The sequence below is a fragment of the Variovorax sp. 01N429 genome (assembly GCF_056399425.1).
In genome coordinates this window covers 293,844-320,458 of the sequence record NZ_JBFTRG010000004.1, presented here as the reverse complement: position 1 = coordinate 320,458, position 26,615 = coordinate 293,844, and the positions used below count along the sequence as shown (strand labels likewise).

Genomic DNA, 26,615 nt, shown 5'->3' with positions numbered 1-26,615 from the left:
CCCAGCGGCTGCGCCGCATCGTCGACCAAGGCGTTGGGTGGCCTGGCGCTTGAAGGGATCACGGCTGCAGAGGTTGCGCGGGAATCACCGGCAGCCTGAAGGGACGACCACTCTGCGCGGCGGACGCTTTCGTAACTGGAAAGCACGCGCGCGGTAAGTGGCAGGATTCGGCGCACAATCATCAGGCACCGCACTCATAGTCAGCAAGTCTGAGCGGTAGCCAGAGAGCATGGATGTTCCAGGACAGCTTGCGGGATCTCAAGTGCCAGCTCCGCTCGCATGGCCGGTGTGGTCGTGTGTTCGTCCTGATCCACGGAGAAGTCATCTCCGCCAAGCAGGCCGATTAGCCTGAACCGGGCTTGCCTTTGCGGTGTCGACAGCAACGGCTGCCAGTCATTCCAGCAAGGCTTCATTCCCTCAACAATGGCGTAGGCCCGCATCTCAGCGTCAGCGTTCCCCCCGGGCTTGACGGACTATCCCCGGGGGGCTCTCTTCCTCCCACTGAACGGAGTTCCTGGGAGCTTCGTTTTTCTTTGGATGCTAACTCGGCGGCATCGCCTCCAACGCCTTCGCTGACCGTGCGAGGCCGGCGAAGATGCCTTCGGAGACGGCCGCCGGAAAACCCTCTGGCACGCGCGCGCCGACGCGCTCAATGACGCGCGGGGTTGCCGCCAAAACCCGCTGAATCAGGCTCTCGGCATCCTGCCCAAAGTGGCATCTCTGGGCTGTTGCATTGAAGTGCCGACGCTGGATATCCTTGAAACGGTAGTGCTTGTTCTTTCCCAAAACAGCCATCGCGAGCTTGGCTTCATGTCTGGAGAACTGGCTCGGCCCGTTGCCCTCTACCGGCCATATGGACATGACATCGTAGATTGGCGTGAGGCGGTAGCGGCCCTCTGGTAGTAACGCTATGCTGAAATTCTTCGCGTGGCCGTCAGGAGCGCCCAGCATCCAGAAAAGCAGTTGAACGGTGAGTAGCGTGCCCAGGTCCTCATGTGCCTGCACAGACTGGCGCAGCACGTTGGCCAGGTCAATCATCCCCGGACCGCCATCAGCCTCGTACTTCAAGTGCGAGGGTTTTCCAAGTGCCTGGCAAAAGTCCTCCTGGAGAAGGCGTAGCCACCATTTGCCAGAAGAATGCATTCTGCGGTCGAAGCGTTCGACCGCGAGCACCTTTTGACTTCCGAAGTGCAGCACAGCCGACCGGGGTACCGGGATTCCGTACTCTTCGAGGATAGCCAGACATAGCCACTCGTTCTCGACGGACGTGCTGAAGTCTGCCTTGCGGTGCCCCACCAGACCTAGTGGCAGTTTCAGGATGTGAGTGGTTGGCGTGGCGCCGCGAGGCAGGAGCCACTGGCCTTCGTGCCAGAGAAGAGCCGTTTTTTCCTGTGCACCAGCCAGAGAGATGCGCAGCTCGTCGTCTGCGCCCATGCCAAGTCCGAAGCCACCCGGTGCGACCGTCTGCTGGAGGAGGCGTTCAACATCTGCTTCGTTCATGGGCAAGCCGTCGATGCGCTCGGCGCCGGCCGGCGCGGCGTCCTCCCCCAGCAACTGGATGGCGCCCACGCAGTCTCGCCCAACAGCCTGCAGGAGGTCGAATGTCCCGGCTGTCTCCGTTTGGAAGCGCTGAGCGAGACGCTGCCGGATGGCGATGCTGTCGGGCAAGAGGTTGTCAAAGTAGTTCTGGACCAACGCGCCTTTGTGAGCAATGCCCCGGACGAGGGGCAAGGACAGCGACAGCGGTCGCCCAGACGCGGACTCCAGCCATCTTTCGTCGTAGCGCAGTTCGTCCGCCCCGCGCCCAGGGACGCGCCAAGTGCCGACTCGTTCGCCATTGGCCCACACGGAAAGTGCCTGTGAGTGTGCTTTGCGGCCCATTTGTCACCACTCCGGCTTTTGGTCCGGAAGGTGGCCGCCCCGGACGATGGCGCCCTGACCAGCGGAATCGAGCGTTTGCGTAGCGGATGCCACCGCTGCACTTGGCTTGGCGCCAACCACGACTTCCAAGCCGAGAACTGCGAAAATATCCAGTAGCTGGCCAAGGCTCACAGAGCCCGGGTTCAACTCCATGTGCGACATTCGGCTCTGGCTGATGCCCACGCGCTCGGCGAGTTTTTTTTGCGAGAGCCCCGCGGCTTTTCGAGCAGCTTTGAGGAGTGGTCCCAGCTGCGAAGGGATCGAAAGCACTTGTCTCATCGGACTACCCGTGTGGATGATAATCACAGTTTAACTATGTGAAGGGTATTCGGCGTAATACCCATAAAACAGATAATCTGCAGATTACTCACCACGTCGCTAGTTTTCCGGGACTCCGCAGAGGTGGTCCATCGCTTCTCCTCGGCGGCTTTGTACCGTTCAGTTTGCGCATTGGCCCTGAACTAGCAGCACTGCTCTCGCAACCGCCTTGCCCTATCCCTCATTGCTCTGGCAGTACCGCAGCTCGCAAGCCTTCGATCATGCGATTGCGTCCGGAAAGAAAGGCGTCGAAACGCTGCCTCCCCATTAATCCCTGGATCATTTCCGTCGGGATAGTGATAGTGCACCAACCACACCACTAAACCTCATGATCACCCGGTCCGACTCATAGCAGACCGATCCGACGACCCGACCGACCAGCAACGGCCTCTGCGGCTACGCAGCGGGAGTTTCTGTTCGGACGGCGCATGTCGATTTCCGACTTCGGCCAGATCTGGTTATCGGCGAAGGTCTGCTAGGGGCATTGCCATCAAGGCATCTGCCGGCGGGCCCGTGCGGTTCTGAAGGCCGGTGGTATGCGGACATCGTCAACGCAAAGCCTGTCGGCGAGATGTCGTGCAATCAAGGACAACCAACGTACCCGCGGCAATGTTCTCCTCGACCATGTGCAAAGGTATCCCGCCCCACTCCACGCAGTCCTTGACCGGAGCGGTCAAAGAGCACAACCCGATATGGTCCTCGAGACTGGCAACCCGACCGCTTACCGCCGACTGGACGCGGTTGAGCTTGCGAGCCGCAGCCGAGAAGCTTCGCGCGCATCAGGATTGCCGTGATGATTTCCAATACGCGCGGCCCTGCTTCCCTCAATGAGCTTGTGAATGAGCTGGCGCCTGCAGTGACTGCTGCCAGCCTCCAGGACGCCCTGGAGGCCGACATCATCCTTCTGCCCGTGCAATTCGCAGCACATGCACAGATCGCGAAGGCCAGGAAGGACTGGAAGGGCAAGACCGTCGTTGATGTCACGAACTTCCGCGAAACGGACCTCACACCGCTTGGTGGGTTGCAATCAAGTGATTTCGTGGCTATGGGCCTTCCCGGTGCGAGAGTGTCAAGACGTTCAATCAGCTCCCGGCAGCTCTCCTCGCGAGCAATCCGGTCGAGGGCGGCGGACGGCGGACGGCGAGTGATGTTTGTGGCTGGGAACCATGACGAGGCGAACACAGAGGTTGCATCTTTGATCGCGTCGCGGAAGCCTGCTGCGGTTCCGCGGTCCGCTCGTTCTGCAGAACCTCATTGAGCTCGGCGGCTGAGCGGGCTCGATCGTTGTCCATCCTTCGTGGGACTACAGAAAGACTCAATTCGGAGGATAGGCCTGGGCAAGCAACGATCCGAACCACGGGCCGGCCAAAGACAGATTCGCTTCAACTTGAGGCGAGTACCGCGCACGAGCCGCGCTGCCTTCTCCCGTGGCATATGCGTTGAACATGAAATGGACCGTCTGTGGGCTCCGCAGCTGCCAGGAAGGTCTGGAGCACCTTGACCCGTCAGGCCTCCGAACGATCTGCGGACCGAGAGCACGCCAGTTTGGGCGCCCACGCCCGAATTTTCGCAAACGCCCGCGGGCTCCTCTTTTTAAGTCCCTGGGAAGCATTTCACTGCCGTGCCGCCGCAGAGCTGGTCGACGGTGCGGCGGGTGGCCGCTTGCGGGCGCCGCTACTTGATGCAGGAACTTCCGTTTGGAATCGAGAGCTGAGGTCCGCGTTAGACCGGACTCGACGAAAGCTGCTTCGCGACTTCTCTGAGATTCGTCGTTCGTTGCATCAAGTTGGTCCGGAAGCCCGCGCCATGGCGAGCGTGTCGATGTATTCGCGGATTTTCGTCACCTTGCCGTTTTGAACGGTGATGGCGAAGACGAAGTGGTCCTCGAACGTCCTGTTCGTGGCTTTGACCTTCCCGCGGCTGAAGCCGATCATCAGAACCCGGTCGCCTTGCGCAACGAACTCGGGGGGCTCGGGAAACGAAGTCGTCAACTCGGAAGACTTGTGCAGCAAGTCGATAAGTCCCGCGTGCCCGCGGTGCGTGCCGGCCAGCGGCCAGTCCGCGCCCGGAATGATCCACTCGATGCCATCGTCCGACAAGGTTCGCAGACCCCGCTGGTCGCCGCGGCCAACAGCCGCAAAGAAGTCCTTGACAGTCCGTACATTCGCTTGTGTGCTCATCGAGATTTCTCCATTTACATTGCAGCGCATCGTGTCCGACCAATAGGACACGATTGAAAAAAACCGAGACTGGAGCAAGGGACGAAACGCTTCTTGAGGTTCGCGTCGTTCGAGTCGCTCCCGTCGCCGCGGGTACCTGTCAGCGCTTCACGAACCGATAGGCAAAGCGATCCGTCTCGCCCTTGATCGAAGGATCGAACACCTTGATCGAGTGCCGATCGTCACTTCTGGCGAGCAGGTTGCTTTCCGCGTCCAATACGAAGCCGGCCGCCTCCACCTCCTCGCGAACGGATGCAGGCGCGATCCGATGCAGCGACTGGGCGTCGCTCGTGCCCAGCCCGGCGGCGGCGTGGTCCACGATGACGTAGTAGCCACCGGGCTTCAGCCGCTCGTAGACCGCTCGATTGAAGTGGGCCGCCGTCGCGCCCCTGGCCTGCATCAGCGCAGTGTGAAGATCGTGATAGAACAGATGCATCCAAAGAACATCCGCTTGTTGCGTGACCTTGGGCATCGCCACAAGGTCCGCCGAGACGGCTTCCACGTTCTCTCGGCCCGGCTCCGTCGCAAGCGTTCGCATGCGGCTGACCGGATCGTTCTTGAAGTGGGCGACTTCGGCGGGCACGAAACTGAAGATCCGTCCTGCGGGTCCGACGATCTCGGAGAAGAGACGAGTCCAATCGCCATCGCCTGGGTAAACGTCAATGACGATGGAGCCCGCACCGACTCGCGCGAACTGGATCAACTCTGAGAGTTTGGCTTGGTCGTACATCGGAATCTCCTTTGCGGTTGGCATACGACGAGCGCGCGGGCGTGCGAGGGGGCGGTCCACGGCGGGTCCACCGTTGATCTGCACTCTCGTATTAGACCTGCGCCATGCCTCCATCGACGGCAAGATCCACACCGGTGATGTAGGAACTCTCATCAGAGGCGAGGAACGCAACTGCAGCCGCGATTTCCTCGGGGACGCCTCTACGACCCATCGGGATCTGCGCGGTGAACTGTGCGACCGCCTGCTCTGCCTGCTCAGCGGTAAGGCCCGTTGTCGTCGCCAAGGCCGGAGTATCGATGGCTCCGGGGCTCACACAATTCACGCGGATGTGGCGGTCCTTCAATTCCAAAGTCCAACCGCGCGAGAAGTTGCGCACAGCCGCCTTGCTCGCAGCGTAAGCAGTAAATCCTGGAAGGCCTAGCGCGTTTGAGACCGACGAGTTGAGGATTATCGAACCGCCGTCTTTGAAGAGGGGAAGTGCCTTCTGCACCGTAAAGAACAGCCCCTTCACATTCACGTCAAAGGTCTGGTCAAAATGCGCCTCAGTAGCTACTGCGAGCGGCGCGATTGTCCCCGCGCCTGCGTTCGCGAAGAGGACGTCGATGTGGCCGTGTTTTTCTTTCACGACGGCATAGAGCCGGTCCAGATCTTCCAAGCGCGACACGTCGCCCACCACCGTCGTAACGTTTCTCTTGATGGAGGCGGCAGCCTCCACCAGTTCTTTCTCTCGTCGCCCAGTGATCACAACGTGTGCACCTTCTTCAACGAAGCGCTTGGCTGTGGCCAAGCCAATCCCGCTGCTCCCGCCCGTGACGACTGCAACCTTACCTTCAAGTTTTTTCATGATCTTCAACCTTTCATTTGTGGTGTGACGCAACGCCGTTGCTCCGTTTGGCACGAGGGGCTGTATCATTTGGTTCACTGATCCAGATCAAGATTCATAGCATCCGAATCAGTGATCCAAATATACGGATCGATGATCCGTTTGTCAAGGAACCTATGCGAGCCGACGCCCAAAAGAATCGAACCCATCTCCTTGCGGTCGCGCTAGACGTCGTCGCCGAACAGGGTGTCAATGCGTCCATGCGCGATATCGCGCGCCGTGCCGATGTCGGTTTGGCCACACTGCTTCGTCATTTCCCGACGCGCGAGGCCTTGTTCGAAGCCTTGCTGTGCACGCATCTGGACGAGTTGACACAAAAGGCGCTCGAGCTCGAAAAGTTGAATGCGCCCGGCGAAGCGCTCGTCTCTTGGTTTGACGAATGGATGGGGTTCGCTCAGCGCTATCGAGGCGTTGTCGCCATGATGGCGGCCGCCCACACAAACCCGGAGTCCGCTCTTTATGCTGCTTGCGCCGCGGTGCACTCAGCGAGCGAGCGCCTGTTGCTTCGCGCTCAGGCCACCGGGGAGGCGCGCACCGATATGAACGGGGACGACCTGTTCGGACTGATGTCGGCGCTCGGTTGGCTTGTCGACCTGCCGGCATTCGCGAGGCGGGCCGATCATCTCTCCCACATCGTCGCAAGCGCCATCCTGCCGAATCTGCCGGGTCACGGTGTCGCAAAGCGACGTGCCAAGCCCGAGCCGTAAGGCTTCGCTGTCCGGCCCCGACGCGTCGGTCCGCGCCGCTCGCGTCATGGCCTGCGTGTCGATGTACTCGCGGATCGTGGCCAGTTTGCCGCCCCGAACCGTGATGGCGAGTACCCAGCGGTCCTCGAATGGCTTGTTCGTGGCCTTGATCTTTCCCGTCGCGACACCGATGACCAGAACACGATCGCTGTGCAAGGAATTCCGGAGGCGTGGGGTAGTTCATCTCCACTTCATCGGACGCCTTCCGAAGCACGTCCGCGATTGCCGCATGTCCGCAGTACTAGCGTCCTCGCCCGGGATGATCCACTCGATGTCGTCGGCGACCAGCCCGCGGAGCCTGCTTGTCGCCGAGGCCGATGGTGGCGAAGAAGTCCTTTACGACCTTGACGTTGTTCCGGGTGCTCATGTCGTCTTCTCCGTCAGGCTCATCAGTCGACGAGGTCCTTGAAGATCAGGCGGCCCCAGCTGTTTCCCCGTGCCTGCACGAGCAGTCCATCTTCGGAAGGCCCGCCAAGCTGGATCTATCCGCGCAGGCGTGAACGCCGTCCACGACATGCCGCCTGCGCACCACGCGCACCGGAAAAACCCTCATCCATGGTCGCGAAAAAGCAGAGAGAATTTGATCTCATTTTTGATTCTCGTATCATTTTTATTAACTTCAAATAGGCACCACGCAAGGAGCAACGAGCGCCTCTGACTGACGAGTCCCGACGATGGACCCGAGACGAAGGAACAATCCACCGATCGAGTCATAGTTGATTCCCACTTGAACAATCTCATTTTTGATCCTAGTATCACCCTCCGCAACGGCGGCCTCTTGCGGCCCGCTGCCCTCTTCGTTCATCAATCTGCCGACGCCAACCGTTTCGCGTCGAACCAGGAGCATTGACGTGTCATCAACTTTCGACCGAACGGTGTCCATGAGACCCGATGAAGCGGTATCCGGCTACGCGTGGAAGGCACTTGCCGGGTCTGCCGTGGGCTACGCCATGGACGGCTTCGACCTCCTGATCCTGGGCTTCATGCTCACCGCGATCTCCGCGGAGCTGCACCTGACGCCCGGCCAAGCCGGTTCGCTGGTGACCTGGACGCTTATCGGCGCGGTTGCGGGCGGCATCGTCTTCGGGTCTCTCAGCGACCATTTCGGGCGCATCCGGGTGCTGACATGGACGATCGTCCTGTTCGCTGTATTCACCGGCCTTTGCGCCTTCGCGCAAGGCTACTGGGACCTGCTGCTCTACCGCACCATCGCGGGTGTCGGGCTTGGCGGCGAGTTTGGCATTGGCATGGCGCTGGCCGCAGAGGCCTGGCCAGCCAAGCATCGAGCGCGCGCGTCTTCCTATGTGGCGCTCGGCTGGCAGATCGGCGTGCTCGGGGCCGCACTGCTCACGCCGCTTTTGATGCCCCACATCGGCTGGCGTGGGATGTTCCTCGTGGGCGTGTTTCCGGCGATCGTGGCATGGGTAGTGCGGAACCGGCTTCACGAGCCTGAGGTCTTCGTGCGCAAACCCAAGGCCAAAGGCTCGAAACTGAAGTCGTTCAAGCTGCTCGTAAAGGATGCTCGCACGACCCGCACGAGCCTGGGCATCGTTGTGCTCTGCACTGTCCAGAACTTCGGCTACTACGGGATCATGATCTGGATGCCAAGCTTCCTGGCCAACAAGCTCGGCTTCAACCTCACGAAATCCGGGATGTGGACCTCGGTGACCATCCTTGGGATGATGGCCGGCATCTTTGCGTTCGGGCAATTGGCCGACCGCATCGGGCGCAAGCCAAGCTTCCTGCTATTCCAGGCTGGCGCTGTGGCTATGGTCCTGGCCTATTCCCAGCTGTCGGATCCGATCTCGCTACTCTGGGTCGGGGCGATCCTCGGCATGTTTGTCAACGGAATGCTTGGCGGATACGGTGCACTCATTTCCGAGGCCTATCCCACGCAGGCGCGTGCCACAGCGCAGAACGTCCTGTTCAACATCGGCCGTGGCCTCGGAGGCTTCGGACCGGTGGTGGTTGGCGCTCTCGTCACCGCATACTCATTCCAGGTCGCCATTTCGATGCTCGCCGCGACCTACCTGCTCGCCATGATCGCCACCCTTTTCCTCATTCCAGAGCTGAAGGGCAAGGAACTCGAATGATGCTCGCACACGCCGACAACCGGTCGCTTGGGTGCGGGCTCGTGCATGCGCCTCTTTCCCCATCAAAAGGCGAATGCTTCTCGCGCAACGCGCAGACCGTTGCCTCGTATCGCTGCGAGGTCGCAGAACACCGCTGGGTGAACGAACGCTACAGGTACCTGAGGCTCACCGCGCCGGCCGACTTGCTGAGCCTTACGAAGCCAGGGCAGTTCTACCAGCTGAAGTGCCCGGTCACGAACGAACTCAGGCCCTTTCTGCTGCGCCCCATGAGCGTCTATGGCGTAGGCCCCGAGGAGGGCACGATCGAGTTCCTCTACAACGTGACCGGTCTCGGCACCCACGCGCTCGCCAGCCTGCCCGTTGGCGGCTACATGGACATCGTCGGCCCGCTGGGAAACACCTTCGTATTGGGACCGGACTTCCGGCGCATCATGGTCGTCGCACGCGGAGTCGGTCTGGCGACGATGGCACCGCTACTGCAGCAGGCATCCAAGACCGGCATCCGGATCACTGCGATTATGTCGGCGCGCACGCCCAAGGATCTGATGCGCGATGAATTCCTGCGTGGCGCCGAAGTCGACGTGCACTGCGTTTACGACTCCGATGGCAGCTCCTCGGTAGAGGCCACCGGCGTCATCATCCGTCGGCTCCTCGATGCAGAACACCATGACGCCGTTTACACCTGCGGCTCGCATCGTGTGTTGATGCTGCTGCAGCGCATTCTTGCCGACTACCCTGGCATTCGAGGCGAAGTGGCCATGGAGCAGCGCATGGCCTGCGGCATGGGCGTGTGCCTGTCATGTGTTCGGCTGTTCGATCGAAACGGCGACAAGCAATTCCTCCGCGTTTGTCGCGAAGGCCCGGTGTTTCCGATTTGCGACGTCGTCGGGGAGGTGGAGTTTGGCTAATCTGAACGTGAGGGTCGGCGAGGTCAGTCTGCGCAACCCGGTAATGCCAGCGTCAGGGTGCTTTGCCATCGAGTACGCGGAAGCACTCGATCTTAAAAAGCTCGGGGCGCTGGTGATCAAGAGCGTTTCTCCCAAGAGCCGCGCAGGCAATCCTACGCCTCGAGTGTCCGAGGCCTACAGCGGCATGCTGAATGCCATCGGAATCCCCAGCAAGGGTCTCGACCACTACCGTAAATCGGTGCTGCCGTCGTACACGCGCTTTGACACGCCGGTCGTCGTTTCGATCTCGGCGGACACTGTCGACGAGTTCGCGGATTCCGTGGCCGAGATGTCTCTGCCCGAGGTGGCCGTGATCGAGGCCAACATCTCTTGCCCGAACCTCGAGGCTGACGGCATGGCATTTGCGATGGCCCCGGAAACGACGTACAAGGTGGTGAGCGCAATCCGGCGTCGCACGCATCATCCGGTGTGGGCAAAGCTTACGCCGAACGCCGCGCACATCGGGATTGTTGCCAGGGCCGCGGAAGAGGCTGGCGCCGATGCGCTCGTGATGGGTAACACCGTGCTCGCCATGTCGATCGACGTGCGCACGCGCAAGCCCAAACTCGGCAATGTGATGGGCGGGCTGTCGGGGCCCGCCATCAAGCCGATCGCTCTGCGGATGGTGCATCAGTGCTATCGCAGCGTCCGAATCCCCATTGTCGGTTGCGGCGGAATATCGAATGCTGACGATGCCGTCGAGTTCATGCTGGCCGGTGCGAGTGCTGTGCAGGTGGGCACGGCTTCCTTCATCGATCCGGGCGTCATGCAGACCATCATCGACGGACTGGCCACCTACTGCGAGGAATCCGGCGTCACGAACATCCGCGATCTGACAGGCCAGGTCAAGCTGGACCGCCAGCTCTCAGACCGTTGGCTGCGCTTTGCGCAGCAGTCGGGCTAGATGAGGAAATGGATGAATCGATCATGAGCCTTCTTGGGCTTCGGCCTGTGGCCGAGAAACTCTTCTCGGATGTTCGCGAGTTGACCTTCGATGGGGTGGGTGTCACCCGGCAAAGCTACGGCCCTGGAGAATCGGATACCGCCGAGTACTTGTGCGCCTTCGCCGCAAGTGAGGGGCTCGAAGTGAAACCCGACAAGGCCGCGAACCTCGTGTTTCGGTGGCCTGAGACTGCATCGTCAAATGCCGTTACCTGGACCGGTTCTCACATCGATTCGGTACCCCAAGGCGGTAACTTCGACGGCTATGCCGGAGTGGTCGCGGGATTGCTGTGTCTGGTCGCTCAGAAGACGAGCGGAAAAGCCTACAAGCGGCCCCTTGAGGTTGTGGCCTTCCGGGGCGAGGAAAGTGCTTGGTTCGGTAAGGCGTACATGGGATCAGGCGCTCTCTTTGGCAAGATCAGCGAAAGGGATCTCTCCTTGAAGCAGCGCACAACGGGCGAGTCGATGGAATCCTGCATGCGCCGTTGCGGGGCTGACGTGGATGCGATCCGAGCCGGGAAGCTTCTGCTGGACAAGTCGCGCGTGAAGGCCTATGTCGAGTTGCATATCGAGCAGGGGCCCGTCATGGTCTCTCGACAACTCCCGCTCGCCGTGGTTTCCGGTATCCGCGGCAATGTGCGCCACAACCGCGTGGTGTGCCACGGCGACGCGCAGCATTCAGGCGTTGTGCCGCGCTGGCTGCGTCATGACGCCATGTTTGCAGTCGCCGACTTGATCATGCGTATCGATGAACACTGGCGCGTGCTGCTAGAGCGCGGCACCGATCTCGTCGTCACCACGGGCATCGTCGGTACTGACCCCGCCGAGCATTCGGTCTCGCGCATTCCCGGCCAAGTGAGTTTCAGCTTCGAAGCACGAAGCAAGAGCACCGACACGCTGGAGGGGTTCTATCAGCTCATGCGCGCCGAATGCACCGCTATTGAGCGCGAACGCGGGGTGCGCTTCGTGTTCGATCGCCGCCTGCTTAGCGAGCCTGCCACGATGGACACGGGGATCTGCGACGTGCTCGCGAGCGCCTGCGCGGCGCAGGACGCTGCATTCGAGGTCATTCCGAGCGGCGCGGGGCACGACGCCTCGCTGTTTGCCAACGCCGGGATCCCCAGCGGCATGCTGTTCGTACGTAACCAGAACGGCTCACACAATCCGCACGAGGCGATGGACATCGGCGACTTCATGCTCGGGGTTTGTGCAATGGACGCTGCGTTCACGCAATTGAAGTGAGTCTCACAATATGACTACACGACTGACAATTCGCCGCCCCGACGACTGGCACCTGCATCTGCGCGATGGCGCTGTGCTCGACACCGTATTGCCGTTCACGACACTGCAATTCCGACGCGCGATCGTCATGCCGAACCTCAAGGTCCCCGTGACAAGCACCGCACTCGCACGTGCCTATCGGGACCGGATCCTTGCGGCTCTCCCGAGGTCCGTCGACTTCGTGCCGCTGATGACGGCCTACCTCTGCGACAACACGCCGGCAGACGAATTACGCCGTGGCTTTGAAGAAGGTGTGCTGACCGCGGCCAAACTGTATCCCTCCGGAGCCACGACGCATTCCGAGTACGGAGTTACTTCAATTTCCAAAGTAACCAAGGTGCTTGAGACGATGCAGGCCATTGGGATGCCCCTGTTGCTCCATGGTGAGAGCACCGACCCAGACGTAGACATCTTCGACCGTGAGGCCACGTTCATCGAGTCGACGCTGCGCCCCTTGTTGCGCGCGTTCCCCGCACTCAAGGTAGTGATGGAGCACATAACGACCGAGCAGGCCGTCGATTTTGTCGCTGCCGACTCGAGCGCACGTCTGGCCGCGACGATCACGCCCCAGCATCTGATGTTCAACAGGAACGCAATCTTCACGGGGGGCATCCGGCCGCACTTCTATTGCCTGCCGGTGCTCAAGCGAGAGCGCCATCGCATGGCGCTGCGCAAAGCTGCGACATCGGGCGACATGCACTTCTTCCTAGGGACGGATTCGGCGCCGCACCTTCGCATGCTGAAAGAGGCAGGCTGCGGCTGCGCCGGGATCTTCAACGCGCCTGTCGCGCTGCAAAGCTACTGCAGTGTCTTTGACGAGGAGAACGCTTTGGAGCATCTTGAGGCGTTTGCAAGCCTGAACGGCCCCAGGTTCTATGGCTTAGCACCCAATGACGGGACGGTGACGCTGGTGCGGGTACCTTGCGACGTCCCCCAGAACGTGGCGCTCCCCGAAGGCGGGATGCTCCATCCGTTCCTTGGCGGAAATCGCTTGCCATGGACCTTGCAAGCGACGCGCGACGGAACCAATGCAGCATGACGCGGCACGCTATGACGCCCGATGCAGACGCGGTTGCAATCTTGCAGAGATCAGCACCCCGGCCGGCTTCGGTAAGGATTTCCCGTGTCGAATTTCGCCTATAGTTTCTTTTTCGATCCACGAGGTGGAAAACGAGATGGAAACGTCAAACTCGACCCTTAAATCAACGATCGACTATGTGGCGCTGGGCAACCGCTTGCGTGCTTACCGTGTCGGTGCTTCGCTCCTGGCGGAAGATGTGGCGGAGCGGCTTGGTGTCTCCCGCGCGGTCGTCTATCGGCTCGAAAAAGGAGAGATCGTCAAAATTGAAACTCTGGAGCGCTTGGCCGACTTGCTCGATACTTCCCTAGCCTCCTTGCTGGGGGTGGAGGTTGAGTACTACTCGACGGCGCTTGGCCTATTCGAGCGCATGCGCCAGCTCGAGGAGTCGTCGGATCGCATTCTTGCGCACTTCGAGCCCATCTCGCTGTTGCTGACCTCCGAAGACTACCTGCCCGTCCTGCGCCAGATGCTCATAGAGGCCTCGCCGAAGGGGTCGGGCAAGGGCCCGACTTCTGCCGACGTAGACAAGATGCTTCAAATCATGCAGGAGCGCCGCGCTTACTTCCAGCGGCGACGTCCCCACATCGTGAGCCTGATTGGGCTGCGCGAGATCGAGCGCTTTGTCGAGACGGGGCTGGTCGGCCGGATCGATCTGCCCGAGAGAGTTCGCTCTGAACGTCGGCTGGCGGCGCGCCGCGAAGTAGAACGGATCGCAGATCTGATGGAAAGCGAACCCATTGACGTGCAGATCGGCCTCATTGATGACGCCATGCCAGCCGCGACTTTTCAGGTGTTTTCCGGCCGAGAAGGTAGCGTCCTGGCCGTGAGTCCGTTCCGCCTGGGCGAGCTGCCTAATGTGCGAAACGGCATCGCGACCGTCACCGCTTCCCCCGAGGCCGTGCGAATGTATGAAGCCATGATTGGCAAGCTCTGGAAGGCCTCCTACAAAGGAAATGCCGGCGCACAGCACCTTCGAAAACTACTCGATCGAATTCACTAGCCATGGCCCCATTTCGATGACCACACCTCGCCCTTCCTCCGAGACCGGCCTAGCGGTTGCGGCTCGTCTCATCGATTCCGGCTGTGTGATATTGCGCACCGACGAACCTTTCCGGCTGCCTTCCGGGTGGGCAACACCGGTCTACATGGATTGCAGGCGGCTTATCTCCTTTACCGAAGCTCGCCGCGCTCTCGTTGGCTATGCGGTGGAGGCTCTAAAAGCCAATGGGTGCCTTGCCGAAGCCGCCTCTATCGCGGGCGGCGAGTCTAGTGGGATTGCATTGGCCGCCTGGATCGCGGACGCCCTGGATCTGCCAATGCAGTACGTCAGAAAGCGCGCAGCGGGTGCGGGCCAGATCGAAGGCGTGGTGTGGCCCGGAGAGCGTGTTGTGCTGGTCGACGACGTGATGGCGACCGGCACATCGAAGCTCAATTTCGCGCAGGCGCTACGAGGGGCGGGCGCACAGGTCCGTGACGTGCTCGTGCTGTTCGACTACAAGGTGTTCGGCTCCGACCGGATCCTCGCAGCGACGGGACTGAAAGTGCATGCCCTGGCAACATGGCATGACATCCGGACGACAGCAATCCGCCGTGGTGACTTCACCAGCGACGCCATCGCCGAACTCAACGACTTTCTGGCGGACCCCGTTGCCTGGTCGCGAGCGCACGGCGGCAAGGGTTCCATCATCTACCACACTGAGAGTAAAACGCCATGACATTCAAAGAAATCAGCGACCGATTCTCGACCGACCATTCAGGCACTGACGCTTTCAAGACCCTGTATCGCGGAGCCTTCGATCTCATGAAGGCCGACGTTCACAACGCGGGCCTCTATTTCGTCATTGGTGTTGCAGCGCAGGCTTTCGTCCAGAGGTACGAGGACCAGGGAATCACGCCTGAGTTTGCCGACAACGCGAAGGCCAGGATGTCCGCATTGACCACGAAGGTCGTCGCCGCACTCGATGCAGAACCGGCGCAGCGCCTGCTCATGCTCGGCGAGGTCGCGACGGAGTACGAGTGGGACATCTCTATTTTCTGATCGCGTCGACCTATCCTGCGAAGAGGGCCACATTCGCTCTTGTCCTCGTGCCACCCGAGTGGACAAGTACTGGCTAGCGCGAATTGGCCCCCCAAAGCACTTCACAGATTCAGGACGAGCCGCGCGGAACAGCTCCGCGAAACGCAAGGGAGAATCCGCGCCCCCGCCGTCTTCTCGTCCGCAGTGAGGTACGAGTCTCGATGCTCAGGCGTCCCTTCCAGCACCTCGGTCATGCATGTCCCACAATGGCCTTCTTCGCAAGACGTCTCGATGTGCACCCCGTTGGCACGAAGCACGGCAACGATGCTTTCCCCCGGCTGCACTTGAGCGGAGACCCCGGATGCGGCTGCGTGGACTTCGAAGGCGATTTCGGGCGCCGGGCCGGCCGTCAATGTCGAACCTGCGCCGAAATATTCGAACCTGACCTGCTCTGCAGGCCAACTCGATGCCGCTTGCCGCACGAGTTCCATGAAGGGGCGAGGTCCGCAGAGGTAGAGATACTTTCGCGAAGATGGATCTCCCACGATGGAAGCCAGCAACTCGGGAAGTGCGTCTGGCTCACAGCCAAGGTGGTAGCTGACCGAAGACGCCAGAACTGAGTTCTGCAGGTGCCGGCGGAAAGCGACATGCTCTTCTGACTGCGCGAAGTAGTGAAGTTCGAAGGTCTTCCCGCAACCGCTGAGATAGCTAGCCATGGCAAGCAGCGGTGTGATCCCGATGCCCCCCGCGACGAGGATGAAACGCTCGCCATTCTCAGCGAGCGGGAAGTGATTCCTCGGTGGTCCAATTGAGAGGATGTCACCCTCCTTCACTTCAGCGTGCATGAAGATGGAACCACCGCGCGATCGTGGATCGCGCTTCACGCCGACAACGTAGCAGCTGTCGTTGTACGGCGTGCACAGCGAGTATTGACGGATCTCTCCGCTGCCGACTTCGACGTCAATGTGGGCGCCTGGCTCATAGCGAGGAAGCGCACCGACATCGGTGGAGACGAGCTCGAAGGAATAAATGTCGGTCGCTTCGAGTGCTTTGCGTTGGACTTTGACTTGCATGACTCAGTTGCTGGAAGTGATTCGAATGGACTAGCCTGGCTCGACCTCAGGCGCGACGTCGCAGATGTAAGACCTGTGGGGAGCTGATCCACTGATCGGGTCGAGGTCGCTGTCATCGATGAGCATGTTGAAATTTGAACCCTGGTCTGACAGCGGCGCATGCGCGGGTAGGCCTAGCTGTTCATTGCCCTGCCACCATCCGTATTGCGCGCAGACGACACGGGAGTCAAGGCTTGGGTCCAGAGACGCTTTGAAGCGGACAGAGCCGCTCGGAGAGCGCACCCGGACCCACGTTCCCGGTCTGATTCCGCGTGCAGCTGCTGTGGCGGGGTTCATCGACACGAGCGGCTCCGGCGCTTTGCTGCGAAGGGATGCGACCTGTCTATGCTGGCTGTGGCAGTACTGGGGCAGCTTGGCCGAGGTCAGGACAAGCGGGAAATCTGAGATGTCTTGCCGAAGTCGGAGCTTCGGCAGCGGCTGAACATATATTGGAAGTGGCGAATAGCCGTGTCGGTGCAGGAGCGCCGAATAGATCTCAACCTTGCCGGTGTCAGTGGCAAACCGAAATCCCTCTTCGAGGTGCTTCTGGTAGTGCGTCGTGAGTGGATAGCGAATGCCATCGGGGCGCTCCTTCAACGCCTCCAGGGTGATGTCCAAAGGCTCGAGCATGTATCGCAGGCCGGCATCGATGTCTCCGTCCCAAAACTTGTCCGCCAGGCCGAGCCGTTTCGCAAGCTCGAAAACGACCCAGGTATCCGACCGGCTCTCGCCGGCCGGTGCCACCATCTGCGGTCGCAACTGGATGAGTTCCTCTGCGTCCTGACTCACCTCGAATCCGATGCGCAATGCCTCACGTTCCCAGGGCGTACTTATGGGCAATACAACATCCGCATAGTGCGCCGTGGGCGTCAACGTCACGTCGGCGTGAACGAAGAAGGCGAGTCGACCAAGTGCTTCGGCGCCGCGCAGCGGATTCGCGTGCGCCATTAGAAGGTTGGCGCCAAACCCGACCACACCGCGAATCGGATAGGGCTTCTGGTCGAGAATTGCGCGATAAAGTCCATCGCTGCCGATGCATCCTTGTGCGGCCGGTCCAAGAGGAAGATCGTCGATGCCGACGCACTTTGCGAGCTGCTCTTTTGAGATCAGCTCTTTGCCCGAAGCCTTCCGCGCCGGCGGGTGCGCGAAGTCGACGTTGCCGCCTGCAGCATCGAAGCTACCGGTCAATGCATACAGAAGCGCGATGGCTCGGTCGGTCTGCGTCGCATTGGTGTGCTGGCCCACGCCCGACCACGCGTAATAGCTGACCGGGCGATTGGAGAACAGCAGTTGTGCCGTATCGCGAATCTGTTGGGCAGGTACCCAGCAAAGTTCCTCAGCTCGCTCTGGCGGCATGCTGTTGCACAGATCGGCATAGAGCGAGAAGGCAGGCTGACATTTGACGGGACCAGCCAGCGTCTTCACGTCCCTCGCGCCGAAAAGCGCAAGGACGCCATTGTGCGGCGCATACTTTCCCGTGCCGAGGTCGTAGGGAACGATTGATCCGCCGCTTTCGTCGAAAGCCACAAGCCGGCCCGACGGAACGCCCGTAATGTCTGCTTCCCGAAGGAACTCGCCTGAGTCCTCCCGCACCAGCAGCGGACCATTGGAGAAGCGACGGATGAAGTCTACGTCGTACCAGTCATTGCGGATCATCTCCCCGGCGATGGCCAGCGCTAGCGCCCCGTCAGAGCCCGGCTGCACGCGAAGCCATTGGTGCGCGCGCATGGCAAACCCCGCCTTGCGCGGGTCGACAACGATGAGCTTCGCACCGCGCGCAAACGCCTCTGTCACACCCGTTGCGTGGTCCAGCCAGGTTGCGGACGGGTTGTGGCCCCAGAGCAGGACACATTTCGTGTTCGAGAATTCGGGCGAGCTGATCCCTCGGCCGAAGGTGAACCCGTGCGCGACGTCCTTGTGCCAGTTGCAGATCTCGGTACCGCGGCAGAGGTTCGGGCTACCGAACGCATTGACGAGCCGTTCGATCCAAGTGATTCCATCGGACAAGGGAGAACCGCTCGGCGATGTGATCGCAAAGGAAACGGACTCTGATCCACTTTCTTCCCTGATGCGTCCGATCTGTTGCGCGACCAAGTCCAGGGCTTCGTCCCACGAGGCGCGTCGCCAGCCGGGATCGCCGCCGTCTTTCGGGGTCGTACGTATCAAAGGATGAAGCAGTCTCTGCGCATTGGCCACCAGTTCGGGCGCGGCTCGGCCTTTGACGCAGAGCGCCTTGCCGGTCGGGTGGCTGGGGTTCGCCTCCTGCGCAATCAGCACGCCGTTTTCGACGACGCTGATGGATCCGCATCGGGAGCGACAGAGGGCACAGAAGCCTGGGATCTTTTCAGCCATAGTCCTAAGGCGGGAACGGCCGCCGTCCCCGTATAATATATTAAAGATTTGAAGTATATATACTTCAGAAAAAGACACAACATGAAGCAAGGCAACTCGCAAGTGGGCGCGGGATCTGTTTACGAGGCGCTCAGGTCAGAGATCGCGACGGCCAAGCTCGAGCCTGGGGCGGCGTTGAAGCAAGACCACATCGCTGCGCGCTTTGGCGTCAGCCATGTTCCGGTTCGCGAGGCGCTGTCTCGATTGGTCGCAGGAGGACTTGCGACAGCCAAGCTAAACAAAGGCACTTCTGTTGCCTCCCTGAGTGCAGCGCAGGCTGTCGAGCTCATTGAACTGCGGTGGCTCCTGGAGGGACGCCTCATCGAGCTTGCGGTGCCGAACCTCTCACGCGCAGATATTGGTCGGGCAGCCGAGCTGCTGGATCAGCTAAGCAAAGCAAAGGAAGTTGAAGACGTAGTCCGCCTGAATGAGGCTTTCCATACGGGTTTGTATATCAAGGCCGATCGCCCGTTGTTGCTGCAATCGGTGGACTCCGCGCGACTAAATCTTGGTCGCTATCTTCACCTTCCCTGGAGATCAAGAATGAACGTTGATCGGTCGGAGGTCGAACACAAGAAGTTGTTGCGCTTATGTCTTGCGGGCGATGCGAGCGGTGCAAAAGCACTTGTGACTGACCACGTCATGGGCACCGGACGCCTGATCCTGGAGATCATTGGCCGCGGTCCCGCCCAGCGCGATGTGCAATAGCATTGGGATGGTATCGAACGGCAACAATCGGTGTCATGGGGTCTGGCTCTTATGAGTGGCCAGAGTGGGCAACGCCTCGTGGGATGTGGATTGCAGAGAGCGGACACGATCTGTTGACTAGCGCGGGCTCAGGAGTAATGACGTCGGCGGCACGCGCATTCTGCAGCGTCACTGGGCGCAAAGGCAGGTCTATCAGCATAGTCCCCACCCGCAAAGACTTGGGGGGGAGAGTTCATTCCACTACCGGGGTACCCGAACCGCTTCATCAACCTTCCAATCGTGACGCCATTGCCCCGCAAGGAGTCAAGCCACTCTGTGGATCGCCTGACTCGCACCTGTGCGAATATCCTTGGCAGCGATCTGATGGTTGCGTTGCCAGGCGGCTCTGGGACAAAAGATGAGGCTTCTTTGTGTTGCCGCTTCCGCAAGCCTCTGCTGTACTTCGGCCCTACGTCCGCCTTCGACGGGTTCTCAACGTGCGTGCGCGGTGATCCCGTCTTGAGCTGCGGCCCTGCGTCCATGACGATGGTGTCCACCAAGGATTCAGGTGTGGGCGGGCGCTGTAGGAAACTGAAATCTTCCCTGAGTCAAACCACTGAAAAATCGCTTGATCCAAGCGCAGCGCTTCCCTGTGGATCACTGAAGACTTCGATGCGTTCCTACAGTAGCCCTATTGCCACAGCGAAGCTCCATTGAGCGGCTTTCACGGTCGCTCCGCCTTCGCGATCTCAGCGGACATCTGGTAGCTCACGCCCAACCATCGGTTCGACAACCGATCGATGGTGCCATCAGCGCGCATGTCCTTCACGGCCTTGCTCACGGCTTCACGCAAGGCTGGCTGATTCTTAGCCATGGCTGCGGCCGAGAGTTGGTAGGTGAGGATCGGGCCGACCTCCTTGATTGGCAGCTTGTTCACGGTGGCGTACTTCATGCCCCCGAAATGCGAACTGATGAGCGCATCGACGCGGCCGATGGCGAGGTCGTTGAACACGAGTCCACCGTTGTCGTAGGTGACGATCTCGGACCCCAGCAGATTTTCGCGAGACCACGATTCGTTGCTGGTGCCGGCGGTCACGCCAATGCGCTTGCCCTTCAGGTCAGGCCGGTCCTTGATGTCGTTGTTGGCATTGCGCACGAAGATTCGAAAATCCTCCAGGCCATATGCCGCGCTGAAATCGACCTGTTTCTCGCGCTCGACCGTCGGCGTGAGGTCGTTCATCACGAGGTCGTACTTGCCGGCTTTGAGCCCCTCGACGAAGTTCTTGAAAAGGTCGGCCACAAACTCGACCCGGGCCACGCCGATGCGCTTGGCCACTTCCTTCGCCACTTCGACGTCGTATCCCGCGGGCTGGTTCTTGTCGTCCAGCATGCTCCAGGGCGGGCTGGCCTGTGTGTTCGCGATCCGGATCACGCCCGCTGCTCTCGCACTCGCGAGAATGTCACGCGGTTGCTGTTGTGCCCAGGTGGGCGCGGCCAGCACCGTGGCCATCGCCGAAGCGGCAACCAGTGTGCAGAGCAGTCTTCGCTGCAGGGGGCGTGTTCGATTCATGTCGCGGTCCAGAGTTGTAGGTCGATTCGATGGGCATCATCTTGTCGCGCCGCACCGCCCTGCCGCAATCCGGCGCCGCTAGTTGGTCGATAAGCTGGACTTATGCACCAATCAGGGAAACTACTATCCCCTTTTGGGTGCCCTCCTGATCGCAGAGACCGGGGAGCGGCCGAGGACCTCGCGCAATCGCTTGAAGTCCGTATCCAGCTGGATGCGCATGACGCGCAGCAGATCTTTTGCGTTGTCCGACAGCGGCATKCCGGGCCGGAACACAAGCAGCGAGGTCGCGGGAATATCGAAGGCCATCGGCTTGAGCAGCAGGCCGCGCGAGAAGTAGTCGAGGGCCATGACAGGGTGCGCCATTCCCATGCCGACACCGTTCAGCGCGAACTCGCACACCGAGTTCGAGTAAGGCGTCTCGATCACAGGCCGCAGGACCTTGCCCTGCGCCGCCAACGCCTCCTCCAATGCGCGTCGTCCCACGTCTTCGGGATTGAGTGCGATGAACGGGTGGGCCGCCAGATCGTTGGCGTCGAGCACTTTTTTTCTGGCCAGCGGATGCTGCGCGTTCATGACGATGACGCCGCACACCGACGCGAAGGGCGAGTGCTCGAGGCCCGTCACCGACAACTCTTCCGCCATGAGGCCGAAGTCGAGTTGTCCGGCGGACACCTGCTGGTAGACCTCGCGCGAACTCATGACCTGGAACGACAGCTGGATCTGCCGCTTGTCGAGCCCGAACGCCGCGATGGCGCGCGGCATGAAGCCGGTGCCCAGCGCCGGGAGCGAGCCGATGGCCAGACGTCCGAGCCCGAACGACTTGAGACTGCGGATGCGGTGCTCGATGATTTCCAGGCCGGTGAAGTAGCGGTCCACCTCCACCATCAGCGCCACGGCCTCCTGTGTAGGCACGAGCCGCCCCCGCACGCGCTCGAACAGGCGCAGCTCACAGGCCTGCTCGAACTTGCGCAACGACTGGCTCACCGCCGGTTGCGAAACGCCCAGCAGGTTCGCAGCCTGGCTGGTGGTGCCGGCGCGCATCACCGCGCGAAAGACCTCGATGTCGCGCTTTTCCATCCATAACCTCCGTTTATCGAGCGAGTAATCCACGCTCTTGAGTTGATCGAACGCCTGACAAATACTCCAGCGCACCCGCCAACACACCTAATCTGGACGAATAGCATAGATGCAATCAATTGCCACAACTAATGACCAGTTCGAGAGCCTGTCGCCGCCCGTGATGCGCGCATCGACGGTCGTCTTCAAGACCTTCGAGGACTTCGTCCAACGCAAAAGTCGGCAGCCCGACGGCTTCAGCTACGGCATCACCGGCACGCCGACGGCGCGAGGCCTCGAGAGGAAGATCGCGGCACTCGAGGGCGGGCGACATTGCGTCGTCACGCCCTCGGGGCAATCGGCGCTGATGACCACCGTCATGGGCTTCGTGCGCGGCGGAGACCACTTGCTGGTGTCGGCCGCGTGCTACGGCGCGCTCAAGGCCTTCGCGCTGAAGTGGCTCGCGCAAATGGATGTGGAGGTGGAGTTCTATCCGCCCGCCATCGGCGCGGAAATCGAATCGCTGATTCGTCCAAACACTCGCATGATCTGCATGGAGTCGCCCGGCACCGTGACCATGGAAATGCAGGACACGCCCGCCATCGCAGCGGTGGCGCGCCGGCGCGGCGTGCTCACGATGATGGACAACACCTGGGCCAGCCCGCTGGGCTTCAGGCCGCTGGATCACGGCGTGGACTTCAGCATCGAGGCCGCCACCAAGTTCCTCGGCGGCCACTCCGACCTGCTGATGGGCAGCATCAGCATGAACGACCATGCGCACTACGATGTGCTGCGCGAGACGCAAAGCATCCTCGGCCAGCAAGTGAGCCCGGACGACTGTTTCCTCGTGCTGCGCGGGCTGGAGACCCTCAAGCTGCGGCTCGAAGCCCAGAGCGCATCCACTCTGCGCGTGGCGCGGTGGCTGGCCGATCAACCCGAGGTTGAGCGGCTGCTCTACCCACCGCTTGAACCGGACCCCGGCCATGCCTTATGGAAGCGCGACTTCCGTACCAACGGCTGCCTGTTCTCCCTGGTGCTCAAGCCCGGACCCGAGCGTGCCTTCCATGGCTTCTTCGATTCGCTGAAGCAGTTCGTCATCGGCGCGAGCTGGGGCGGCGTGCACAGCCTGGCGGCCTACTATCCCGCGACATTGCAGGCCGAGCGCGTGTTCCCTGCCACCGACCAGCCGGTCATCCGACTCTCGATCGGCCTGGAAGACACCGACGACCTCATCGCAGACCTGGAGGCCGGCTTGGCGGGCTACAGCGCGCTGTTGCCCACCCGCTGAGGAGGACAAGATGCTCGACCTGTTCCTCAGGGCATTGCCCTTGCTCGAGAAGGCGGTGCTGGTCACCCTCGGCCTCGGGCTGTCTGCATTCTTCTGCGGCTGCGTGCTGGGGCTATTGGTGGCACTGGCGCGGATCTCTCCGTTTCGGCCGTTGCGCTGGTTCGCCTTCTCCTACGTGTCGATCTTTCGCGGCACGCCGCTTCTGATACAGATCCTGCTGATTTACTTCGGCCTGCCGAGTTACGGCATCGTGATCTCTCCGATTCCCTCTGCGCTGCTCGCGCTGAGCCTGTTCGCCGCGGCCTACCTCAGTGAGAACTTCCGTTCCGGGATCATGGCCGTGGAAAAGGGACAGTGGGAGGCTGCGTGGGCCATGGGCATGGGCTACTGGAAGACGCTGTTTCGCATCGTGCTGCCGCAGGCCTTCCGCATCGCGCTACCCCCGGTGGGCAGCCGGCTCATCGGGCTCATGAAAGACACGTCCCTCGCATCGACCGTCACGGTGGTGGAGCTCACCCGTGTGGCCGAGCAGTTGGGCGCCACGACCTTTCGCTACATGGAGATGTTTCTCATCGTCGGAGCCATCTACTGGTTCATCAACCAGGTGCTCACCATCCTGCAGACCTGGCTCGAAAACCACCTCTCGAAGCGCTACACATGAACACATCCTCCACTCACACCGCCCCCCCTGTGCAGGTGCAGGGCCTGGCCAAGAGCTTCGGCGCGAACCACGTGCTTCGGCAGATCGACCTCACGGTGGCACGCGGCGAAGTCGTGGTCATCATGGGCCCCTCGGGTTCTGGCAAGACCACGTTGATCCGCTCGCTCAACTTCCTGGAGATGCCCGACCGCGGCACCATCCGCATGTGCGGCATCGAGATCGCCAACGCGGGCCCGAAGCCCTCGGGCGACACGCGTCGCAAGATGCGTGAAATTCGCAAGAAGACAGCGATGGTGTTCCAGTCGTTCAACCTTTTCGGACACATGACGGCGGTGGAGAACGTGATCGAGGGAATGGTGTCGGTACAAGGTGTCCACAAAGCGTCAGCGCTGCCGCGCGGCCGCGACTTGCTGGCGCAGGTCGGCCTCTTGGAGAAGGCCGACGAATATCCGGGCCGCCTTTCCGGCGGCCAGAAGCAGCGCGTGGCCATCGCACGCGCCCTGGCGATGAACCCCGAAGTCATTCTCTTTGACGAGCCGACCTCCGCGCTCGACCCCGAGCTGCGCGGGGAGGTGCTCAAGGTGATGCGCGATCTTGCCGAAAAGGGCATGACGATGCTGGTTGTGACACACGAGACGCGGTTCGCGAGGGATGTCGCCGACCGCATCGTCTTCATGGAAGGCGGCGTGATCGTGGAAGACGCCTCTCCCGATCATTTCTTCGGACCGTCCGCAAGCCAGCGCTCGAGAGATTTTCTTGGCTTGATCGAAGACTGATTGCCACGCGCAGCAGGGCTGGCAGGACCCCACTGCGAAGGACATTCAAATGCCCTCGGCCTGCGCGCGTTGACTTTTCCGCAGTCAACGCCGCTTCTCCCGATCTTGCATTGCAGGTGACCTAAGACTGTCACCACCCATCCCACGAACCATGCGTTGGTGCGTATCAGGCACCACTGTGCGTCCGTTTGCGAGCCTACCGGCGCCTCCCCTGCTTCCCTACGATCAACGCCATACGGCCTTCCGCCGTGATCCGGGCCCGACAACCTTCGGTGTTGAACGGCAACTTGCTGCCAGTCACCTGGCACGTTAGGCCCGCGCAACCGGGCCGCCCTTTTGGAGATTCCGTCATGTCCCCCACAGATGACATCTTGCAACCAACGAGCGAGAAACCCAAAGATCTGGTGCCCTCCCGTTACGCGCTGCGCATCGGCGATATCGACGCGCTGGTGGTCAGCGATGGCGTGCTGCCGCTGCCCACCTCGACCATGGCCACCAACGCCGACCCGGCAGATCTGGCGAGCTGGCTGGACCAGATGTTCATGCCGCCCGACAAGTACGACTGGCCGCTGAACGTGATGGTGGCCCGCAGCGGGGACCAGACCATCCTGATCGACGCCGGCCTGGGAGGCCAGTTCCCGGGCTTTCCGCGCGCCGGGCAGTTCCCCCAGCGTCTGGCCGCGGCCGGCATCGAGCTCGAGTCCGTCACCGACGTGATCTTTACCCACATGCACATGGACCACGTCGGCGGGCTGCTCGTTCCCGGCATCAAGGAACGGCTGCGTCCCGACGTGCGCATCCACGTGGCCAAGGCCGAAGTCGATTTCTGGATCTCGCCCGATTTTTCCCAGACAGTGATGCCCAAGCCGGTGCCGGAGGTGCTCCGCTCGACGGCCAAGAGCTTCTACAACGAATACCGCGACCGGCTGCAGACCTTCGAGGAGCGACGCGAGGTAGCGCCGGGCGTGGTGGTTCGCCGTACCGGCGGCCACACCCCAGGGCACAGCGTGGTCGACCTGGTGTCGGGCGTTGAGCGACTGACGTTCGCCGGCGACGCCATGTTCCCGGTCGCGTTCGACCACCCTGACTGGCAGAACGGCTTCGAGCACGACCCCGAGAAAGCGGCCGAAGTTCGCATCGGACTCCTGCGCGAACTGGCGCAGACCCGCGGGCTGCTGGTGGCCGCTCACCTGCCCTTCCCCTCGCTCGGCCGAGTGGCGATCGACGGTGACATCTTTCGCTGGGTTCCGATCATCTGGGACTACTGAACACAGCCTGCGGCGCGCAAGCAGGCCGCCGGCCTGATGCGCCGAATCGTCGACGCCAGGATTTTTTTCTCTCTCGCGCTCTTCGCGAACGGGTACCTCAGCCGCACTGAGGGCGGAGCCACACATGACTCATCGCCTCAACTACATCAAGCAATCGCCCGAGCTCTTCAAGAAGCTGATCGAGTTCAGCACACTCGTGGATAACGGCACCATCGAGCAAACCATTCGGGACCTCATCGCCATCCGCGCCTCGCAGATCAACGGCTGCGCGTTCTGCCTCGACATGCACATCAAGGAAGCCAAGATCCACGGCGAGCGCGAACTGCGCATTCACCATCTGGCTGCATGGCGTGAATCGACGCTGTTCGTTCCCCGCGAGCGCGCGGCCCTGGCCTGGACCGAAGTGCTGACCAAGCTGCCCGAACTCGGCGTCCCCGACGACATCTACGAGCGCGTGCGCACGCAGCTGTCGGAAAAAGAACTCTCGGACCTGACCTTCAGCGTGATGGCCATCAATGCATGGAACCGCGTGAACGTCGCGTTCCAGACCGTGCCAGGGTCGTCCGACAAGGCCTTCGGCCTGGACAAGGCAAACCTTTCCTGAGTCTTTGCCGCAAGCGTCGCCGCCT

Annotated in this window: 27 protein-coding genes and 2 pseudogenes; 17 read left to right on the top strand and 12 right to left on the bottom strand. The window is 61.3% G+C overall.

From position 1 onward, the window contains the following. Window positions 1–540: 540 nt before the first annotated feature. The 3 genes and pseudogenes from AC1DSF_RS09810 to AC1DSF_RS09800 form a co-directional block, all read right to left on the bottom strand. Window positions 541–1,881 (bottom strand): type II toxin-antitoxin system HipA family toxin, encoded by a 1,341-nt coding sequence (locus tag AC1DSF_RS09810; protein ID WP_478124552.1) that lies wholly within the window; start codon window positions 1,879–1,881, stop codon window positions 541–543. A gap of 3 nt (window positions 1,882–1,884) precedes the next feature. Next, window positions 1,885–2,190: a helix-turn-helix domain-containing protein gene (locus AC1DSF_RS09805; protein ID WP_478124551.1), complete on the bottom strand. Its 306-nt coding sequence runs from the start codon at window positions 2,188–2,190 to the stop codon at window positions 1,885–1,887. Between the two features lie 596 nt (window positions 2,191–2,786). Further along, a pseudogene (locus AC1DSF_RS09800) lies at window positions 2,787–2,972 on the bottom strand (hypothetical protein); the annotation flags it as partial. Window positions 2,973–3,031: 59 nt separating this feature from the next. Here AC1DSF_RS09800 and AC1DSF_RS09795 point away from each other — a divergent pair. Then, complete coding sequence (locus AC1DSF_RS09795; protein WP_478124550.1) at window positions 3,032–3,496, top strand: NAD(P)-binding domain-containing protein; 465 nt, start codon at window positions 3,032–3,034, stop codon at window positions 3,494–3,496. Between the two features lie 523 nt (window positions 3,497–4,019). On the opposite strand, the gene AC1DSF_RS09790 is transcribed toward AC1DSF_RS09795, so the two are convergent. The 3 genes from AC1DSF_RS09790 to AC1DSF_RS09780 all read right to left on the bottom strand — a co-directional run bounded on the left by AC1DSF_RS09790 (window position 4,020) and on the right by AC1DSF_RS09780 (window position 6,031). Further along, window positions 4,020–4,418: a nuclear transport factor 2 family protein gene (locus tag AC1DSF_RS09790; RefSeq protein WP_478124549.1), complete on the bottom strand. Its 399-nt coding sequence runs from the start codon at window positions 4,416–4,418 to the stop codon at window positions 4,020–4,022. A gap of 139 nt (window positions 4,419–4,557) precedes the next feature. Then, a complete protein-coding gene (locus tag AC1DSF_RS09785) occupies window positions 4,558–5,187 on the bottom strand; it encodes a class I SAM-dependent methyltransferase (RefSeq protein WP_478124548.1) in 630 nt (209 codons plus the stop codon). Window positions 5,188–5,278: 91 nt separating this feature from the next. Next, the gene (locus AC1DSF_RS09780) at window positions 5,279–6,031 is read right to left on the bottom strand and encodes an SDR family NAD(P)-dependent oxidoreductase (RefSeq protein WP_478182760.1); all 753 of its coding nucleotides are present in this window, start codon (window positions 6,029–6,031) and stop codon (window positions 5,279–5,281) included. 38 nt (window positions 6,032–6,069) lie between these two features. On the opposite strand from AC1DSF_RS09780, the gene AC1DSF_RS09775 reads away from it, so the two are divergent. Beyond that, window positions 6,070–6,777, top strand: coding sequence for a TetR/AcrR family transcriptional regulator (locus AC1DSF_RS09775; protein WP_478182759.1), 708 nt, complete (start codon window positions 6,070–6,072; stop codon window positions 6,775–6,777). 280 nt (window positions 6,778–7,057) lie between these two features. On the opposite strand, the gene AC1DSF_RS09770 is transcribed toward AC1DSF_RS09775, so the two are convergent. Beyond that, window positions 7,058–7,183, bottom strand: a complete 126-nt coding sequence (locus AC1DSF_RS09770) for a hypothetical protein (RefSeq protein ID WP_478124545.1) — start codon at window positions 7,181–7,183, stop codon at window positions 7,058–7,060. A gap of 22 nt (window positions 7,184–7,205) precedes the next feature. After that, a pseudogene (locus AC1DSF_RS09765) lies at window positions 7,206–7,298 on the bottom strand (NADP oxidoreductase coenzyme); the annotation flags it as partial. A gap of 399 nt (window positions 7,299–7,697) precedes the next feature. Between AC1DSF_RS09765 and AC1DSF_RS09760 the strand changes: the two are divergent. The 8 genes from AC1DSF_RS09760 to AC1DSF_RS09725 all read left to right on the top strand — a co-directional run bounded on the left by AC1DSF_RS09760 (window position 7,698) and on the right by AC1DSF_RS09725 (window position 15,198). Next, entirely contained in the window at window positions 7,698–8,909 is a 1,212-nt protein-coding gene (locus AC1DSF_RS09760; RefSeq protein ID WP_478143817.1) for an MFS transporter, read from the top strand. Next, the gene (locus AC1DSF_RS09755) at window positions 8,906–9,817 is read left to right on the top strand and encodes a dihydroorotate dehydrogenase electron transfer subunit (protein ID WP_478124543.1); all 912 of its coding nucleotides are present in this window, start codon (window positions 8,906–8,908) and stop codon (window positions 9,815–9,817) included. Before AC1DSF_RS09760 ends, AC1DSF_RS09755 begins: the two co-directional genes overlap by 4 nt. Continuing rightward, on the top strand, window positions 9,810–10,760 hold the full coding sequence (locus AC1DSF_RS09750) for a dihydroorotate dehydrogenase (RefSeq protein ID WP_478124542.1): 951 nt from the start codon (window positions 9,810–9,812) through the stop codon (window positions 10,758–10,760). Before AC1DSF_RS09755 ends, AC1DSF_RS09750 begins: the two co-directional genes overlap by 8 nt. Before the next feature lie 8 nt (window positions 10,761–10,768). Further along, entirely contained in the window at window positions 10,769–12,040 is a 1,272-nt protein-coding gene (locus tag AC1DSF_RS09745; RefSeq protein ID WP_478182758.1) for a hydantoinase/carbamoylase family amidase, read from the top strand. A gap of 10 nt (window positions 12,041–12,050) precedes the next feature. Beyond that, entirely contained in the window at window positions 12,051–13,118 is a 1,068-nt protein-coding gene (gene pyrC, locus AC1DSF_RS09740; RefSeq protein ID WP_478143816.1) for a dihydroorotase, read from the top strand. 136 nt (window positions 13,119–13,254) lie between these two features. Continuing rightward, entirely contained in the window at window positions 13,255–14,160 is a 906-nt protein-coding gene (locus tag AC1DSF_RS09735; RefSeq protein ID WP_478124540.1) for a helix-turn-helix transcriptional regulator, read from the top strand. After that, entirely contained in the window at window positions 14,114–14,875 is a 762-nt protein-coding gene (locus tag AC1DSF_RS09730) for an orotate phosphoribosyltransferase (RefSeq protein WP_478143815.1), read from the top strand. The genes AC1DSF_RS09735 and AC1DSF_RS09730 overlap by 47 nt, the downstream gene beginning before the upstream one ends. Next, window positions 14,872–15,198, top strand: a complete 327-nt coding sequence (locus AC1DSF_RS09725; RefSeq protein WP_478124538.1) for a hypothetical protein — start codon at window positions 14,872–14,874, stop codon at window positions 15,196–15,198. Before AC1DSF_RS09730 ends, AC1DSF_RS09725 begins: the two co-directional genes overlap by 4 nt. A gap of 101 nt (window positions 15,199–15,299) precedes the next feature. Here AC1DSF_RS09725 and AC1DSF_RS09720 read toward each other — a convergent pair whose 3' ends face one another. Together AC1DSF_RS09720 and AC1DSF_RS09715 are read right to left on the bottom strand one after the other, a co-directional pair. Next, window positions 15,300–16,250 (bottom strand): PDR/VanB family oxidoreductase, encoded by a 951-nt coding sequence (locus AC1DSF_RS09720; protein WP_478143814.1) that lies wholly within the window; start codon window positions 16,248–16,250, stop codon window positions 15,300–15,302. A 30-nt stretch (window positions 16,251–16,280) separates the two neighbouring features. After that, window positions 16,281–18,731 carry a molybdopterin-containing oxidoreductase family protein gene (locus AC1DSF_RS09715; protein WP_478182757.1) on the bottom strand — a complete coding sequence of 817 codons (2,451 nt, stop codon included), beginning with the start codon at window positions 18,729–18,731 and terminating at the stop codon, window positions 16,281–16,283. On the opposite strand from AC1DSF_RS09715, the gene AC1DSF_RS09710 reads away from it, so the two are divergent. Continuing rightward, window positions 18,723–19,388, top strand: coding sequence for a GntR family transcriptional regulator (locus tag AC1DSF_RS09710; protein ID WP_478182756.1), 666 nt, complete (start codon window positions 18,723–18,725; stop codon window positions 19,386–19,388). The two genes, AC1DSF_RS09715 and AC1DSF_RS09710, sit on opposite strands and share 9 nt — an antisense overlap. A gap of 35 nt (window positions 19,389–19,423) precedes the next feature. Beyond that, window positions 19,424–19,789, top strand: a complete 366-nt coding sequence (locus tag AC1DSF_RS09705; protein WP_478182755.1) for a hypothetical protein — start codon at window positions 19,424–19,426, stop codon at window positions 19,787–19,789. Between the two features lie 302 nt (window positions 19,790–20,091). On the opposite strand, the gene AC1DSF_RS09700 is transcribed toward AC1DSF_RS09705, so the two are convergent. Beyond that, on the bottom strand, window positions 20,092–20,937 hold the full coding sequence (locus AC1DSF_RS09700; protein WP_478182754.1) for a transporter substrate-binding domain-containing protein: 846 nt from the start codon (window positions 20,935–20,937) through the stop codon (window positions 20,092–20,094). Between the two features lie 123 nt (window positions 20,938–21,060). Continuing rightward, on the bottom strand, window positions 21,061–22,014 hold the full coding sequence (locus tag AC1DSF_RS09695; RefSeq protein WP_478143809.1) for a LysR substrate-binding domain-containing protein: 954 nt from the start codon (window positions 22,012–22,014) through the stop codon (window positions 21,061–21,063). Between the two features lie 109 nt (window positions 22,015–22,123). Here AC1DSF_RS09695 and metC point away from each other — a divergent pair, with 109 nt between their 5' ends. From metC to AC1DSF_RS09670, 5 genes are all read left to right on the top strand, one after another. Continuing rightward, complete coding sequence (gene metC, locus AC1DSF_RS09690; protein ID WP_478124532.1) at window positions 22,124–23,281, top strand: cystathionine beta-lyase; 1,158 nt, start codon at window positions 22,124–22,126, stop codon at window positions 23,279–23,281. A gap of 10 nt (window positions 23,282–23,291) precedes the next feature. After that, window positions 23,292–23,942 (top strand): amino acid ABC transporter permease, encoded by a 651-nt coding sequence (locus tag AC1DSF_RS09685; RefSeq protein ID WP_478124531.1) that lies wholly within the window; start codon window positions 23,292–23,294, stop codon window positions 23,940–23,942. Then, complete coding sequence (locus AC1DSF_RS09680; RefSeq protein WP_478182753.1) at window positions 23,939–24,718, top strand: amino acid ABC transporter ATP-binding protein; 780 nt, start codon at window positions 23,939–23,941, stop codon at window positions 24,716–24,718. Before AC1DSF_RS09685 ends, AC1DSF_RS09680 begins: the two co-directional genes overlap by 4 nt. Before the next feature lie 350 nt (window positions 24,719–25,068). Then, the gene (locus AC1DSF_RS09675; protein WP_478124529.1) at window positions 25,069–25,986 is read left to right on the top strand and encodes an MBL fold metallo-hydrolase; all 918 of its coding nucleotides are present in this window, start codon (window positions 25,069–25,071) and stop codon (window positions 25,984–25,986) included. A 124-nt stretch (window positions 25,987–26,110) separates the two neighbouring features. Then, a complete protein-coding gene (locus AC1DSF_RS09670) occupies window positions 26,111–26,590 on the top strand; it encodes a carboxymuconolactone decarboxylase family protein (protein ID WP_478124528.1) in 480 nt (159 codons plus the stop codon). Window positions 26,591–26,615 lie beyond the last annotated feature (25 nt).